This is a genomic window from Bacteroides sp. 14(A) (assembly GCF_000526555.1).
Taxonomy (GTDB): domain Bacteria; phylum Bacteroidota; class Bacteroidia; order Bacteroidales; family Bacteroidaceae; genus Bacteroides; species Bacteroides cellulosilyticus.
The window spans coordinates 1-13,815 of record NZ_JAGH01000006.1; the positions used below are offsets into that span (position 1 = coordinate 1).

Below are 13,815 nucleotides of genomic sequence, written 5' to 3' on the forward strand. Positions count from 1 at the left end.
GACACTTGAAACTTCTAACTTGGCGTCTTTTAAAATACCCTACACGACTACGAATATCGTTGACGATGCTTAATGCTTCATCTCCTCTGTTTAATTTTGTTCAGAGCTTCTGCGCGAAGCAACATGATATTTGCCATACGCATCATTACCAATGCAAATTCGCTATCTGTTGTGTTTTTGACCGCAAAGTATGATTTATATACCTGGTTGGCTGAGTCATATTCACGTGCAAGATCAATATCACTATATTTGATGCATTTGTTTACACTTTCTACGCCAGCTGTATAACTAGCGTAAGTTAAAGGTACACGAGAAGCCTTATAGTATATTTTTGACTGTGTCAATTGTATTCCAGAAACGGGCATCATAACCTTCGCCAGAACGTAGTCGATCAATGAATTCATCAAAAATAGGTTGTGACATTCTATAACCATTATTGGTATTACTTGCACCTAAAAGTTGAGGCCAACCTCCGAGAGCACCATCTGTTTCATAATTCCATGCCATAGCAAAGATTACTTCTTTTGAATCAGAAGGATTAGTGAATATTTTTTTCCATTCAACCTCCCCATTTGATAATACCAAAGTCTTATGATTGATAAAATGATCGGAAGCAATCAAAGCCTCTTGGTATTCATTATACCACATGTGCACTTCTGTTAATAAAGCATACATAGCATCTTTACTTAAATAGTATTTGTCACTTGTCTCATTTACTATCATATTAAAATATCCAATGGCTTTCTCTATATCTGATAAAATTAGTTCTTTTACTTCCTCCAAAGAAGAACGAGGAATAGATATAGAATTTAAGGAACCATCCCATGGCTCTGTAATAATTGGCATTTTCCCCCAAGTTCTGGTGCCCCAAAAGTACAGATAAGCACGCATTGCGTAGCATTGTGCAATGTATGGAGCATATTCCGACTCCAGGATATTATGAATAGTTGGATATTTCTGAATACCAATATTACATCTGGAGATACAAGTATAGAAAGGTTCCCAACTGGCATCTGAAATGTTAGGCATCAAAGCATTCATATAAATCTTTGAATCTTCATAAGTCGTACCTGTCACATTATCAGAACGAACATCACCGAAAAGTACTTGTCTCTTCGAAAGAGCACTTTGAAATGCATCATAGATACCCGCATTCCAGTTTTTCATTTCAGCTTTGTCTTTGAAATAACTTGATGGAGACAAGTCTGATAGAGGCGACCGATCCAAAAAGCTTTCACAACTTGTTAAAGCTAAAAGGCTTGTTAAAGCTAAAATAATATATTTCTTCATTTTTTATCCTTTTAATTAAAATCCAACATTAAATCCGATACCAAATTCACGCTTACGAGGATACTTGGAACTGTCCTTACCAGGTGTCAAAACACCGCCACTCAATTCTGGATCATAACCGGTATAGTTTGTCCAAGTCAATAAGTTATTACCATAAATATATGCTTGTACAGAACGAAGCGGAGTCTTATTCAAGAATCTTTGATTTACATTATAACTTAAACGAACAGATTGTAAACGAATAAAAGTTGCATCTTCCAGGAATTGATCACTCAAACTCATTGAATGATTATTGGTTTTACGTTGTTTGGAATTCAGTGCATACCAACCCGTAATCTCACCTGGATATTTCCATCCTTGCATAATATATTCAGGAGTCTGTTTATGAGTATTACCTCCCCATGAGCAATAGTAACGTTTCAAGTCATTCCAAACTTGACCACCCCAACTAACATAGAAATTAAATGAAAGAGAGAAATCTTTGTAAGTAAGAGTATTTCCCCAAGAACCAAACCAATCCGGGGTAGCTTTACCTAATTCTGTCTGGTCATTAGAGTTAATTACATTATCCAATTCACCATTTTCGTTAGGCTTATTATACCATATGACATCACCACCGCCAGCTATCACACCATTCACCGTCATTTGAGCGACTTTACCAGTATATTCACTGCCATCAGAATTTAAATATTTTTCTAATGTCGGTTGACCATTCAGACCGATAACGACATTACCATCACCATCACGTTTAAAGACAGGAGTTAAACGAGTTTTATAGTCTTGAGTCCATGCATTGCTCGCATCATACTCATATACGCCCAGATTCTTGTAACCATAGAATAAACCTGCAGGCTTTCCTGCTGCAATCAACCAAGCACTACTGATATAATCTTCACGAGCTAAATCCAAGATTTTATTATCATTTTTCCACCAGTTAACTGTTGTACTCCAACTAAAATCACGTGTTCTGACCGGAGTGGTAGTGAGAGATAATTCAACACCTTTATTCTCAATACTTGCCAAGTTTACACGCATTTTATCATAACCGGTAGTACTTGGAAGATTATAATCGGAAAGTAGATCACTTGTTTTCTTTATATAATAATCAGCTACAAACATGATACGTCCATTTAAAAAGCTCAAATCTAAACCTATATTGGTCTGTTTAGTCTGTTCCCATTTTAAATTGGGGTTACCATACTTGGATGCGGGGACTATGCCTCCTACTGAGTTATAGTACTGAGAACCTGCGGTATAAACTGTTTGCGATTCATAACGACCAATCTTATCGTTACCGGTAATACCATAACTGGCACGAACTTTTGCATCTGTAAGAACATTATTTGACCAACGCATAAATGGCTCATCCGAAATACGCCATGCAGCAAGAAACTGATGGGAAAGATCCCCAACGATTATTTTTACCAAAACGTGAAGAACCATCAAAACGAAGATTGCCAGTTATGGTGTAACGACTTTTCCAACTGTACACAACACGTCCGAAAACGCCAACCATAGCTTCATCCCAACCACTCGTATAGATGTTCTTTACATCCTTTACTGTAGCAAGATTCATGTAATGAATATCTTCAGATAAGAAGAAAAGAACCAGCTATATTGTATTCTAATTGATTACTTACTTCAAAACTACTACCAACCATAGCATTTAAAGAATGGTCTTTAGCAATTGTTTTATTAAAGTTCAAATACGCTTCACCTGCATATTTTCCAAGTCTGCTGACTTCTATCTGCACCCGTGTTTTTTCCGTTATCACTTCCTTCCAGATACTTGGATGAGAATGTTAAGTTTCTATAAGATGTATAATCTGCTGAAATGTCAGCATCTAATCTTAACAAGGAGTAAATGTCCAAGTTACACCTTGATAGAAGTTACCTCTATAAGTTGAACGCTCATCTAATTTTTGCTTTAATTCTGCAATAGGATTACGACGTCCACCGGAAGAATAATAAGGAATTAATTCACCGTCCGGATACCAAATAATCATATCTGGATCACGACGCATAGCATCCTGCAAAAACTGATTCTTTAATATTGTTAACTTTATTATAGCTTAAACGAACACGGGTTGTAAACTTGATGTTTTTCCACGGTTCATAATCAACATTAATGTTAGCCGTATATTTATCGTTTCCAGATTCCAATATAACGCCTTTTTCACCAATATAATTTAAAGATGCACGGTACTTGAAACCTTTAGAACCACCACTAATCTGTACGCTGGCATCGTCACGTCCACCTGTACGGAATAATAGATCTTGATAATAATAATTTGTACTGTATTTCATACCAACAGAGTCAGTACGTGCAGAGAATTTTTCCAAAGTCTTAGATGGATTATCTAAATCAGACGCAGCCATACTCAAACGACTTTCGAAAGCATTAACCTGGGGTAATTTACGTGCAACTGTATAAAAGGAATGTTGATAGCGTACATCAACACGTGGTTTACCAGATTCACCAGATTTAGTTGTAATCAATATTACACCATTGGCAGAACGGGCACCATAGATTGCGGAAGAAGCTGCATCTTTCATAACATCAATCTGCTTGATATCATTCGCAGAGATATCGTCGATATTATCTACCACTACTCCGTCTACAACATACAATGGAGATACGCCTTCGTCACTAAAAGTGGAAGCACCACGAATAGATACAAATGACGAAGATCCGGGGGCTCCAGAATTTGAAACGATTTGCATACCGGGAGCTGCACCTTGTAATGCATCAAAGACATTCACTGAGTTTTTCTCTTCCAGAATTTTAGAATCTACTGAAGTCATTGAGCCTGTAATATGCTTTTTGTTCATTGAACCAAAGCCAACAATAACAACTTCATCTAATGCTTGAGCATCTTCAACCATTTCTATTCTCATTCTCTGACCACTCGCTTTATGTTCTACAGTTTTGTATCCCATAAAAGAGAATACTAATGTGGCACCTTTATTACATTTGATGGAGAAGTTACCATCCAAATCCGTGATGCCACCAGTCGTTGCACCTTTTACTTGTACTGTTACACCAATCATCGGTTCATTATTCTGATCAACAATAACACCAGTCTGGGTTATAGATTGAGCCATCATATTAGTACTCAAAATCAATGCTGATAGAACTAATGATAATCGCCAGAATAGCGATTTGGACTTGTGTTCTTTCTTTTTCATTAAACTACTTTTTTTTAATTAGACTTAAATTAACAAGGGATTTCACCTAGAATTCTTTTTGAGTTGTTCATAATAGATTGTTTTTACATAATATCAATACATCATTTTAAAGTTAGACATCATTGTTTTCCATACCGCAAACAAACAACAATTTCCCCAAACAAGATTTAAGGATTGTATCAAATACTATCAATTATATCTCAAAGTGTTATAGACTGCAAACAGCACAAGAAATAACAATCTATAAGCCAACACATTAACAAGAATCACGATTTTACAACACCAAATTACAAGCTAATTCTGACTTATTTAGTCAGTATTCGCAAGTCCATATTCTTATGACGAGCCATCAGTTGTGCTATATAAAGTGAACGGGGGAAAACATTCTTTTCATTCTGTCCTTCCCAAACACCATCCGGACGATCGATAAAAACTCCCGGATATTTTTCACCCTTCATACCAAAGTTATAATTATATCCTGATGTCCAAGGACTCTGTACAGCAGCACGTTTCACACGACAGTTCCAAAGCACCTGAGTTACTCCGGCCCAGCCATGTCCACTTCCCATTTTACCACGATCCTGCACATTGATTTCTCCATCGGTAATCACATTATCATAAAGGGTTCCAACTGCCCAGCGATGGTGAGGACCTATATCTGCATAAGTTTGCGAAGCCGTACAATTATAAAATACATTGGGACCACATACACGTGCACCCGTCACATAGTCATGACGCCCCTCTGTACTCTGACAGTTCATAAACAGATTTTGCTGTCCCCAATTATTAAAAGAATATCGCAGTCCACCGGTTATCAGAGATTTTGTTTCCAGGCAACGGCAATCCGTCACAATTACATTCTTCGCATTGCGTTCACAACTTACCGCTGAATACCCGAAATAGCGACAAGTCAGATTACGCGCCCAGCAGTTTTCCACTTTATCGAACTGAACGCCAATCCAACCATGCTCGTTATCCTCATAATGTTCAAATTCAGATTCCAAACACATATTAGTCACTCCGACTTCACTGATACGACCGTCAAATGTATACTTAAATACTTCACCACCGCCATATTTTTCTTCCATCTGCATTACTACCGGATTATCAATATAAATACGGTTACCTTCTACTTTTACAATTTCACGTTCGAAAGAAAGGTTATATTCCCGTGCAGTCCATTGGCGGGTTCCCTGGCGTTCAACGATTTGATCCATCTTAATATCATGTATCCAATTCTCTGTTCCCGGACGATAAACAATGATACGATCACCCACTTTAAAATTTGCAGCAGAAGAAACCTGGAAAGTGTGTGTTCCCACTGGTACAAAAGCATCCGTAATCTTCACCCTTGTTCCGGATACTTCCTCCATTCTACCATTACCAGATACTTCTATCAATGAAAAACGCTGCTTACCGATGGCCAATAGACGGGTTTCATTCACATTATCTCCTTCTCCGGTCAAAATAACTCCACTTGCATTTATATGAATCGTTCCATGAACATGATATACTCCCCGTTTTAGCAGAACCGTTCCACGGTGTCCATCTTTATCCGGTTGCATACGAGACACTTCATCTATTGCATCCTGAATTCTCTGACGACTATCCCCTTTTTCCACAGGATATACAGTTTTTGTTACCGGATACTCAGGGATTGATTTATCACCATGATGATAACCAACCCGACTAAAATCCGGTATTGTATTTCCCTGTTTATCGGGATAATAAGCTAACTCCCCTTTCGGAGTAATTTTCACATAGCTGGATTGCCAGCCCGGAGGTAATTTGGTCTGGGCAGATACACTCACACAAAGTATTATCGCCAATATACCTCCCACAAGTTTCTTTACACGATTCATTCTATTCTCAATTATTAGTTTGTATATAAATTCAGTTCAACCTTCTCACCCGCCACAGTCGGTATCTGCAGATATTCTCCATAAAGTATGTCCGATTTTCCATTTTCCCGGATAACTTGCACAGGGTGTCCTTTCCATGGGTTCTCTATTTTACAGACACGTCCTTTCTCACTAACCAGAGTTACTCCCTGAATTAGTCCTTCTTTCAAAGTAGAAGTAACCAAAAACGCACCATAAGCTCTCAGATTTTCAAAAGATGCATCCTTCTTATGATTCCAATTTGGGAAAACACGAATAACACCTTCATAACTTTGCAGCAGCATCTCATTAATGGTAAGAGGAACAGCGGCCAAAGTTTCAATGCCTCCCCCACCTTGCACAATCCAGGAATTGGGATATACATCCATCTCAATCCGCTTCTTCAAATAAGATAGAATCTTATCTGAGGGATACCCCACACGTACAGCTCCGGGATAACAGGTTTCAATTCCATTATTAGATGTATTTCCCCAATCATTCGGGTCACGTTGCTTTTCCGACCAATGTGCCACATCTTCCAGCAAGATAGTATTGAAAGCCGCATCTGTCGTAGGCCCCACAACACCAGCAGGGAGAATCAAACCATGAATAGAGACCCTGTTCAGCCCCGATGGACGTACTTCTTTATCCTGAGGTCCCTTTTCCATATTCTTCAAACTTTGACGTCCGCCTTCTGCAATTCCCAATGGATATTCACTCAGTTTCTCCAAAATATCCTGCCAACGGGATTGCCGTATCTTATCAATGGAAAGGAAATCACTCATATCCATCACACCCTGAAACAGCATACGAACCAAACCCAACGAAAGAGTTGAATTAAAATCACCTAACCGATTACGCCAGACACCTCCATTACGTTTATTGGGCATCACCTCATTGAAATGATCCATACGAATGACATAACGTCCATTCTCTAAAGAGAGATAATCTTCCCAAAAATCCGCACAGGCCAGAAGATACGGATATACTTTACGGGCATACGCCTCATCATACGTACTGTAATATCGCATCAACATATTTCCAACACTAAACACTGCATTGATTTTCTGTCCCAGAAACTTATAACCACCATCAATTGTATTTTCACGGGTCGAATACTTTTCCTGCATTTCTTCAGGAGTTAACGGCCACATAGCTGTACATAAACCTTTAGGACCGATGCCCACCGGATAATAGATACCTTTGCAATTCAGCAATTCCTGCGCATGCTTCCGTCCAGCCTCCATATAATCTAATAGAGGCTGATCAAAATTATCCGTCAGACTAATATGATTGGAAGAAAATGACGCCCAGTAAGGTGCCTGATAATTATAATTCAGATGATAATCACCTCCCCATGCCGCTTCGTCACGCGTAACAAATGGTCCCCAAATACCTGGCGCAAACTTACCCTCACGGGAAGAACAAGCAAACAAATATTGCGACTGATAGTAATACTTTTCAAAATAACTATCACCTATATTAATATGAGACTGTTTCCAAAAATGATTCCACCAGGAATGATGTTCTTTCCGTAATTGCTCAACACCCGCTTCCGTTACTTTCTCTGCTTCTGTTATTGCTTTGTTTTTCCAATCCGGTGTATCATGATTCGTATAAACAGATATAACCAATTGTACTTTCTTACCTGGAATCAAGGAGAACTCATCAGAATTTGAGTTTAAAGCCAATGCCACATGAGTAGGCCAATGCAGCAATTCCGTATTTTCAAATGAACGACTTACCCACATTACTTTATCTTTGCCTCCCGCAGTAGTCGAAGTATTACCTTCCGCAGCCCATAAACGCAAATGGGCAGTAACGGCTTTGTCCGATTGCATTTCTATGATAATCTTATTATCCGTTGCAGCAACCCATGCAGACAAATTCAACTGACAATGAGGAGTAGTGAATTTAGTTCTGATTTCAGCAGATCCAGGCAATTGTTCCGCATAGTAAGTAGCTCCTTGCAGTTCTTTTATCTCAATATCCAGTCCGCCCGGAAGCGCAATACCGCCCGGATAAACAGGATAAGCCCTCCAAAAATCATTTTTACCAATATAAAAACAGAGTTTATCAGGAGTACCTCCCATTGTGATACCGATATCTCCATTACCGGCTAAAGGAGCATCCGGAGTTTTGGTAGTGGGAACATGCTGTGGGGATGAAGTAAAGACAGCTTTATAGTCATCAATGGCAAACTGAGCTTTCACCCCAATAGTGCTCAGCAATGCTACGCCCAAAATAAAAGCCTTGTGTGTATTCATAGTCTATAATCATTTATCTAAAACAAAAATAGACGTATCTTACCAACAAGGCTTGCAATATTATTTCAATCGTTTGGAGAAATGGCTCAAAATGCGTTTTTTAACGCATTAACCCACTATAGAAGTTGTTTTCCCTTTCTCTTTTCCTTCGGGAAGAGAGAGACGCACCTTTTTATGATTCAACTCAAGTTCTGCAACATTTCTCTGTTGAGTCGGATCGGCATAGTTTATTACGTACCGACCGGATTCATTTTTCCGTATCATATAGATTCCGGGAGTTTGAATATTCAATATCAAATCCGTACTTACAGTTAATTGTACCGGCTGATAAGCGGCCACCCAACAAGTAGTATTTCCTTCACTATAGACAGCTTGAGCAGTAGCATCATTACGGAGTATTTGTATATCTGATACATTAAAAGCAGCCACATTTTCCTTGTCCATTCCGGGTAGTATCAAATATTGATATGTGTCTTGTTTAGGTGCAACACCATGCGTCAAATAGATGGCAGTCACCTCTCCATGTGTTTCTTCCGGGTGATACATTTGCATCACATCATACCATGATCCCGTACGTTCTGCTGTTTCAGCTACAACTTCATGAGTATTGCCCCATACAATATATCCCGTATTATTATGAAAATAGCGTTGTTCCTTTCCCTTGACAGATTGCTTTGTATTCACAACATTCCATCGTGCATTTTCCCAGGAAAGCAGTTCCCCATTTTTATGGCATTGCTCTATAGAAGTGGTAACAACAAGATTACTATCTGCTTGTATACCAGCTCCCAAACAAAGAATAAAGTCATCCGTACAAACCCATGCCTTATGAGCCTTCACTCCGGAACGATCTAACTCCATAACAGTCATACCTTGTTTTTCATCCGAAACAGCTCCTACAAAAGTTCCTTTATTACGAGGCTGATAACTTTTTATCAGAGGCATAGGTGCATTATCTTCAAAAGCTGTTACTCCCGGTAACTTCCGCCAGTCCCAAAGAGGAAAAATATTCAGATATTCCTTACCATCTTTATAAATATAAGTAGCTCCATCTGCCATATAATACCCTTTCATATTATCTCCATTCATCATTTCCGTACCGATAATACGGTCAGAAGCCATTTTTATAGACGCCATCCAGGAAGGACGACGATGAATTGTATAATCCGACTGCCAGAAATGCTTATGTCCTGTAAGCACATTCACCGCAGGTGCAGGATAATTATCACGAAGCAGAGCTGTTGCCACAGCCATGCACTCATCTGATTCACCTCCACCTAACTCCGAGGCTGCGAATGCAAGACTCAGTGCTTTATGTACGGGAGCATGATGAAACAGTTGACGTCCCAAAGCATTCACATCCATCATTCCTTTCCAGATTACCCAACGATACCCCTTATCAATCAGTGTACTCAGAATGTTCAACTGTTTATCATCAAATGCTAACGACGTCCCTGAAAATAATCCGGAGAAGAAACTCATTCCGGATACGAACGAAAGCCCATAATTACCAAACTGCTGCTGAGCACCATGCTGGTGAAAGCACCAATCGTCTTTTATACCTTCTGCTCCACCCGTGACTATTTCAGATGCAATGGTATCACGCGCCATCTTTACCAACTCATAATCATTCTGCAATAATGCACGCATCATCACATTTCCGGCAAGCCATACCTTATTCTGTCCGGTCATCCCAAACTTAGCATTCTCCATTACAGTTATAGCGTTCTGTTTCTCCACAGGGGTCAATTGCTTCTCAAACAAGATAAAAACCGTACCCAGTGTTTTAGGAATACCTATTTGATTATACCACCAGTTCAAACATACAGGTTTAGCAGTAAACCAATAATTCAAAGCTTTATGAATAACCGCTTCCACCTCCGAAGAACGATAGTAGGAAGTCTGATCGGAGTTATAGAGCTTTACCAGTTCCAGAATACGTTCTGCATGAATTTTAGGCTCCCAGCCGGAACGCTTTTTATCATCATAATTAATATCCGGCCATGTTCCAGCTTCCGTGAAAGAAAACAGATAAGTTTCTACTTTCTTTAAATCAAAAGGATATCGCTGATGCAACTCTACCACAACCTGATCCGAAATCTCTGTTTCTGGTTGAATAGACGAAAGGATGGACAATAAACCAAACGGATCTTTACCGGAAGGAACCAACATTCGGGCATAATTTTGCTTGATACGCACCAACTCATCCACACCACTTGCCTGTACAGCAACAGATACAAGTAATACACTAATTATAATCAGATTACGCAAAAGTCTCATTCCTGTTTATTTTTTCAGTTGTTCTGTTTCCATTATAACAGCCGCCCACAATATACCGGCAACCGCCTCTTTGGCATTCAATATTTTGGGAACAGTAACATATTCTACAAAATTCTTTTTAATCACAACTCCATCACATGCTCCTATCACATCCAGTAAGCCTCTGTCATTCACCTGTATAAAAGGAAAGAGACTTTGATATCCCCTATATGCAACCGGAGTATATTCCTTTGCTTTTAAGAGCCCTAACTCTACACCACGCTGAATAGAGTATACAAACATAGCAGTTCCGGATGGATCTACAAAATTTAAAGGGTTATCTCCTTTATCCACAACCATAAACCAACCGCCGGTCTTCTTATCCTGCACTTCTTTCAGTCCTTTACACATTTTCAGATAAATATCAAGGACCTGCTGATAATTCGGATGTGTTTTGGGTAGTAAAGCCAGTAGTTCAGGTACCACCAAAGTGTACCACCCCATGCCTTCACTCCATACCTCCGGTGACAGTCCGGTAGTTTTATCCGCCCACACAGCCTTTTCAGGTTCTGTAGTCCATGCATGAAGGATAAGTCCATCCGGGCGTTGCAAATGACGGGCAGCAGTAATAATATTCCTACATGCCACATCATAGCAATAATCAGCTTCCCCCACATATTGTACACAACGTATAAGGAACATCTGCATCATAAAAACACCATCTATCCACATATTAGGACTCCGGTTTCCATGCCAAAACTGTCCATCGGAACTGGGATACTGATCCACAGCTTTCAATATTTGCAAGGCAGCTTTCTTGTATTTCTCATCCCCCGTACGTCCGTATAATGTACAAAAGGCCGAACCTGTCATAAAATTATCGAGATTCGTTAATCCGCCTCCTTTGTAATTACCCGCTTCATCAACGAAATGATCCATATATTTCTTTATATATTTCCAGATACCTGCTATCACCTGTTAATTGTCCCAAACGGTCCATAGCCTCAAACATGTATCCCTGCACATATGTATAATCTTTCCAGTAAGCCATCCGATAATCCGGATATCTCGTCATCACTGTTTCCGACAAAGGTATAGCTAAATATTTCGGAGTTACTCCGGGTGTATATCCCAGTTTAGCTTCCGGCGCTCCCTGAGAAGTAGTTCGCCGATAGCGGGTAGTAGTCTCCTGAGTAACCAGCATAGTAACCTCTCCTTCCACTACCGTACCAGCTGTATGTTGAGTAACTACCCGGTTTTGAGCCATAGAAGAATGACTTGTGCCAACTGCACATACGATACAAACTCCTACTATTATTTTCCGTGTTATTATCATAGTCATTATTGATTAAATCCAAATCAACGGGTTACGTACAGGCAGATTACGCAACCACTTCGTCGGTTACAGGGAAATGCTCTAACTTCTCCCACGTTGACTGCCATTTTTATTATGAGTCTGTAGCGCACCGAATATCAGAAAAGGATGTGCTACCGGCCATTCATCCAATACATTACATCTTTCGTATAAATCCAGCTTTCTTTATCAACGACATAGGGATAGATACAAATTAATACCCTTCTCCATATTCTTACTCCCTCTGCCGTATAAGTCCATAAATTATCATTCTTATCCGAAAGCGTCTGGCATATTGTTGCCATGGCAATCCAGATTAAATAAAGAATAACCATAAGGTTTCGTAGCGTGCTGTCTCCAACGGAAAACTACCGTCTTCGCGCCATCTGCTTAGGTAAAAGTACTTCTTTATAACGCCGCTTTACAAAAATCCATCATATCCTTATCACCGGCATAACGGGCAAATACAGCAGCCTGCATCACCCAGCAAGTTCCATGATTATTCTTAGCATCTCATCTCGTCTATGCCATACTGATGTGTGAACATCCATTTCAAATAATCAGCAAACCACTGTTTAGTAGACTTTATATCATCCTTAGACAATACTCCAAGCTTTTCTAACTGCCATAACGATTGGGCTACTTCCATAAGATGTACGCGTATCAATGATGGCCAATACACGTCCTGTAGCAATTCCCTTAATAGCTTGCGCATACTGCAAGTTAGGATTCATTTTCGTAGACTCATTCACAAACCCAGGCCACGTACATGTGCCAGTATCGCATCTACATATTCTTTATCCTGAGTCAACAAATAAGCAGAGGTCAGATTACCTACGATTGAACTAAAACGTATCATAGCATGACGATGAGCTACAAAATTATCCGGATTGGTCTCACCATCCCTACGCACATAAGGTCCGTCAGGATTCAAAGTATCCGGCCACCAATAATCACCCTCCGAATAAAAATCATGTATATCTCCTGCACTGCGTTCCGCTATAAAGGCGGTAACCGTTACCGGTTCCTCCTTTATATTCATAGCGGCACGTTCCAGTATACCCTGCTTTAAAACGCACTTCACAAAATCTTTACCGTCTTTATCCGATGTACACGAAATAGCCAGAAAAGAACAGATCCCTAAAAATAACATACCTACCTTTTTCATAATCTTACTGCACCGTTATAAATGATGTTTGGACTTTATCAGCTTTTACAGCTACACAGGAAGTACCGCCTTGCGTACGAACCCGTATTTGTGCCCGTCCGTTACGTGCCTGTACTTTGCGGGAACCGGTTGCCGTGCCCTGATTCTGTATCAGTTCTCCGTCACCGGCAATATCGAAAGAAACAAAAACTCTGGAATCAAGACACCTGATACCATTACTATCTACCAACTGGGCTTCAACTTCAACAATTCCATCTTCTTTAGGAGTAGAAGTTACCCGGAATGCATGTTCTTTCCCCCACTTCTCGGTCTGATATTCAAAGCTCAATTCATCAGCAAGAGCTTTTTTTCCAGCAGTCACAGCACGCAATGTGTTCTGCCCCTTAGTAAACTTCACATTCCAGCGCA

Annotated in this window: 12 protein-coding genes and 3 pseudogenes; all 15 read right to left on the reverse strand. The window is 39.7% G+C overall.

Annotated features, from left to right (window positions below; all coding sequences use genetic code 11):
• Positions 1-318: 318 nt before the first annotated feature.
• Positions 319-1,290: a RagB/SusD family nutrient uptake outer membrane protein gene (locus K429_RS29260; protein ID WP_231501924.1), complete on the reverse strand. Its 972-nt coding sequence runs from the start codon at positions 1,288-1,290 to the stop codon at positions 319-321.
• A 15-nt stretch (positions 1,291-1,305) separates the two neighbouring features.
• Positions 1,306-2,646: a TonB-dependent receptor domain-containing protein gene (locus K429_RS31085; protein ID WP_255347670.1), complete on the reverse strand. Its 1,341-nt coding sequence runs from the start codon at positions 2,644-2,646 to the stop codon at positions 1,306-1,308.
• A 7-nt stretch (positions 2,647-2,653) separates the two neighbouring features.
• Positions 2,654-2,866: a TonB-dependent receptor gene (locus K429_RS31235; protein ID WP_255347671.1), complete on the reverse strand. Its 213-nt coding sequence runs from the start codon at positions 2,864-2,866 to the stop codon at positions 2,654-2,656.
• 13 nt (positions 2,867-2,879) lie between these two features.
• Complete coding sequence (locus tag K429_RS31090; protein WP_231501925.1) at positions 2,880-3,044, reverse strand: hypothetical protein; 165 nt, start codon at positions 3,042-3,044, stop codon at positions 2,880-2,882.
• A gap of 96 nt (positions 3,045-3,140) precedes the next feature.
• Positions 3,141-3,314, reverse strand: a complete 174-nt coding sequence (locus K429_RS31095) for a hypothetical protein (protein WP_231501926.1) — start codon at positions 3,312-3,314, stop codon at positions 3,141-3,143.
• Entirely contained in the window at positions 3,304-4,479 is a 1,176-nt protein-coding gene (locus K429_RS31100; RefSeq protein WP_044097285.1) for a SusC/RagA family TonB-linked outer membrane protein, read from the reverse strand. Before K429_RS31100 ends, K429_RS31095 begins: the two co-directional genes overlap by 11 nt.
• A gap of 305 nt (positions 4,480-4,784) precedes the next feature.
• Positions 4,785-6,341: a hypothetical protein gene (locus tag K429_RS0128155; protein WP_029328906.1), complete on the reverse strand. Its 1,557-nt coding sequence runs from the start codon at positions 6,339-6,341 to the stop codon at positions 4,785-4,787.
• A 14-nt stretch (positions 6,342-6,355) separates the two neighbouring features.
• On the reverse strand, positions 6,356-8,626 hold the full coding sequence (locus K429_RS0128160) for a hypothetical protein (protein ID WP_029328907.1): 2,271 nt from the start codon (positions 8,624-8,626) through the stop codon (positions 6,356-6,358).
• 108 nt (positions 8,627-8,734) lie between these two features.
• On the reverse strand, positions 8,735-10,906 hold the full coding sequence (locus K429_RS0128165) for a polysaccharide lyase 8 family protein (protein WP_029328908.1): 2,172 nt from the start codon (positions 10,904-10,906) through the stop codon (positions 8,735-8,737).
• 6 nt (positions 10,907-10,912) lie between these two features.
• A pseudogene (locus K429_RS29275) lies at positions 10,913-12,152 on the reverse strand (glycoside hydrolase family 105 protein).
• Between the two features lie 221 nt (positions 12,153-12,373).
• On the reverse strand, positions 12,374-12,544 hold the full coding sequence (locus K429_RS31105; protein ID WP_231501927.1) for a hypothetical protein: 171 nt from the start codon (positions 12,542-12,544) through the stop codon (positions 12,374-12,376).
• Positions 12,545-12,647: 103 nt separating this feature from the next.
• Positions 12,648-12,719 (reverse strand): hypothetical protein, encoded by a 72-nt coding sequence (locus tag K429_RS31240; RefSeq protein ID WP_255347672.1) that lies wholly within the window; start codon positions 12,717-12,719, stop codon positions 12,648-12,650.
• Between the two features lie 25 nt (positions 12,720-12,744).
• Positions 12,745-12,973 (reverse strand): annotated as a pseudogene (locus K429_RS31380) (alginate lyase family protein).
• Positions 12,974-12,987: 14 nt separating this feature from the next.
• Positions 12,988-13,407: an alginate lyase family protein gene (locus K429_RS31385; RefSeq protein ID WP_369796104.1), complete on the reverse strand. Its 420-nt coding sequence runs from the start codon at positions 13,405-13,407 to the stop codon at positions 12,988-12,990.
• A 4-nt stretch (positions 13,408-13,411) separates the two neighbouring features.
• A pseudogene (locus K429_RS30755) lies at positions 13,412-13,815 on the reverse strand (glycoside hydrolase family 2); the annotation flags it as partial.

Coding starts and splice junctions, on each gene's coding strand:
- K429_RS29260 (WP_231501924.1), bottom strand. CDS start 1,290: ATGAAGAAATATATTATTTTAGCTTTAACAAGCCTTTTAGCTTTAACA.
- K429_RS31085 (WP_255347670.1), bottom strand. CDS start 2,646: ATGCGTTGGTCAAATAATGTTCTTACAGATGCAAAAGTTCGTGCCAGT.
- K429_RS31235 (WP_255347671.1), bottom strand. CDS start 2,866: ATGAATCTTGCTACAGTAAAGGATGTAAAGAACATCTATACGAGTGGT.
- K429_RS31095 (WP_231501926.1), bottom strand. CDS start 3,314: ATGCGTCGTGATCCAGATATGATTATTTGGTATCCGGACGGTGAATTA.
- K429_RS31100 (WP_044097285.1), bottom strand. CDS start 4,479: ATGAAAAAGAAAGAACACAAGTCCAAATCGCTATTCTGGCGATTATCA.
- K429_RS0128155 (WP_029328906.1), bottom strand. CDS start 6,341: ATGAATCGTGTAAAGAAACTTGTGGGAGGTATATTGGCGATAATACTT.
- K429_RS0128160 (WP_029328907.1), bottom strand. CDS start 8,626: ATGAATACACACAAGGCTTTTATTTTGGGCGTAGCATTGCTGAGCACT.
- K429_RS0128165 (WP_029328908.1), bottom strand. CDS start 10,906: ATGAGACTTTTGCGTAATCTGATTATAATTAGTGTATTACTTGTATCT.
- K429_RS31105 (WP_231501927.1), bottom strand. CDS start 12,544: ATGGCAACAATATGCCAGACGCTTTCGGATAAGAATGATAATTTATGG.
- K429_RS31385 (WP_369796104.1), bottom strand. CDS start 13,407: ATGAAAAAGGTAGGTATGTTATTTTTAGGGATCTGTTCTTTTCTGGCT.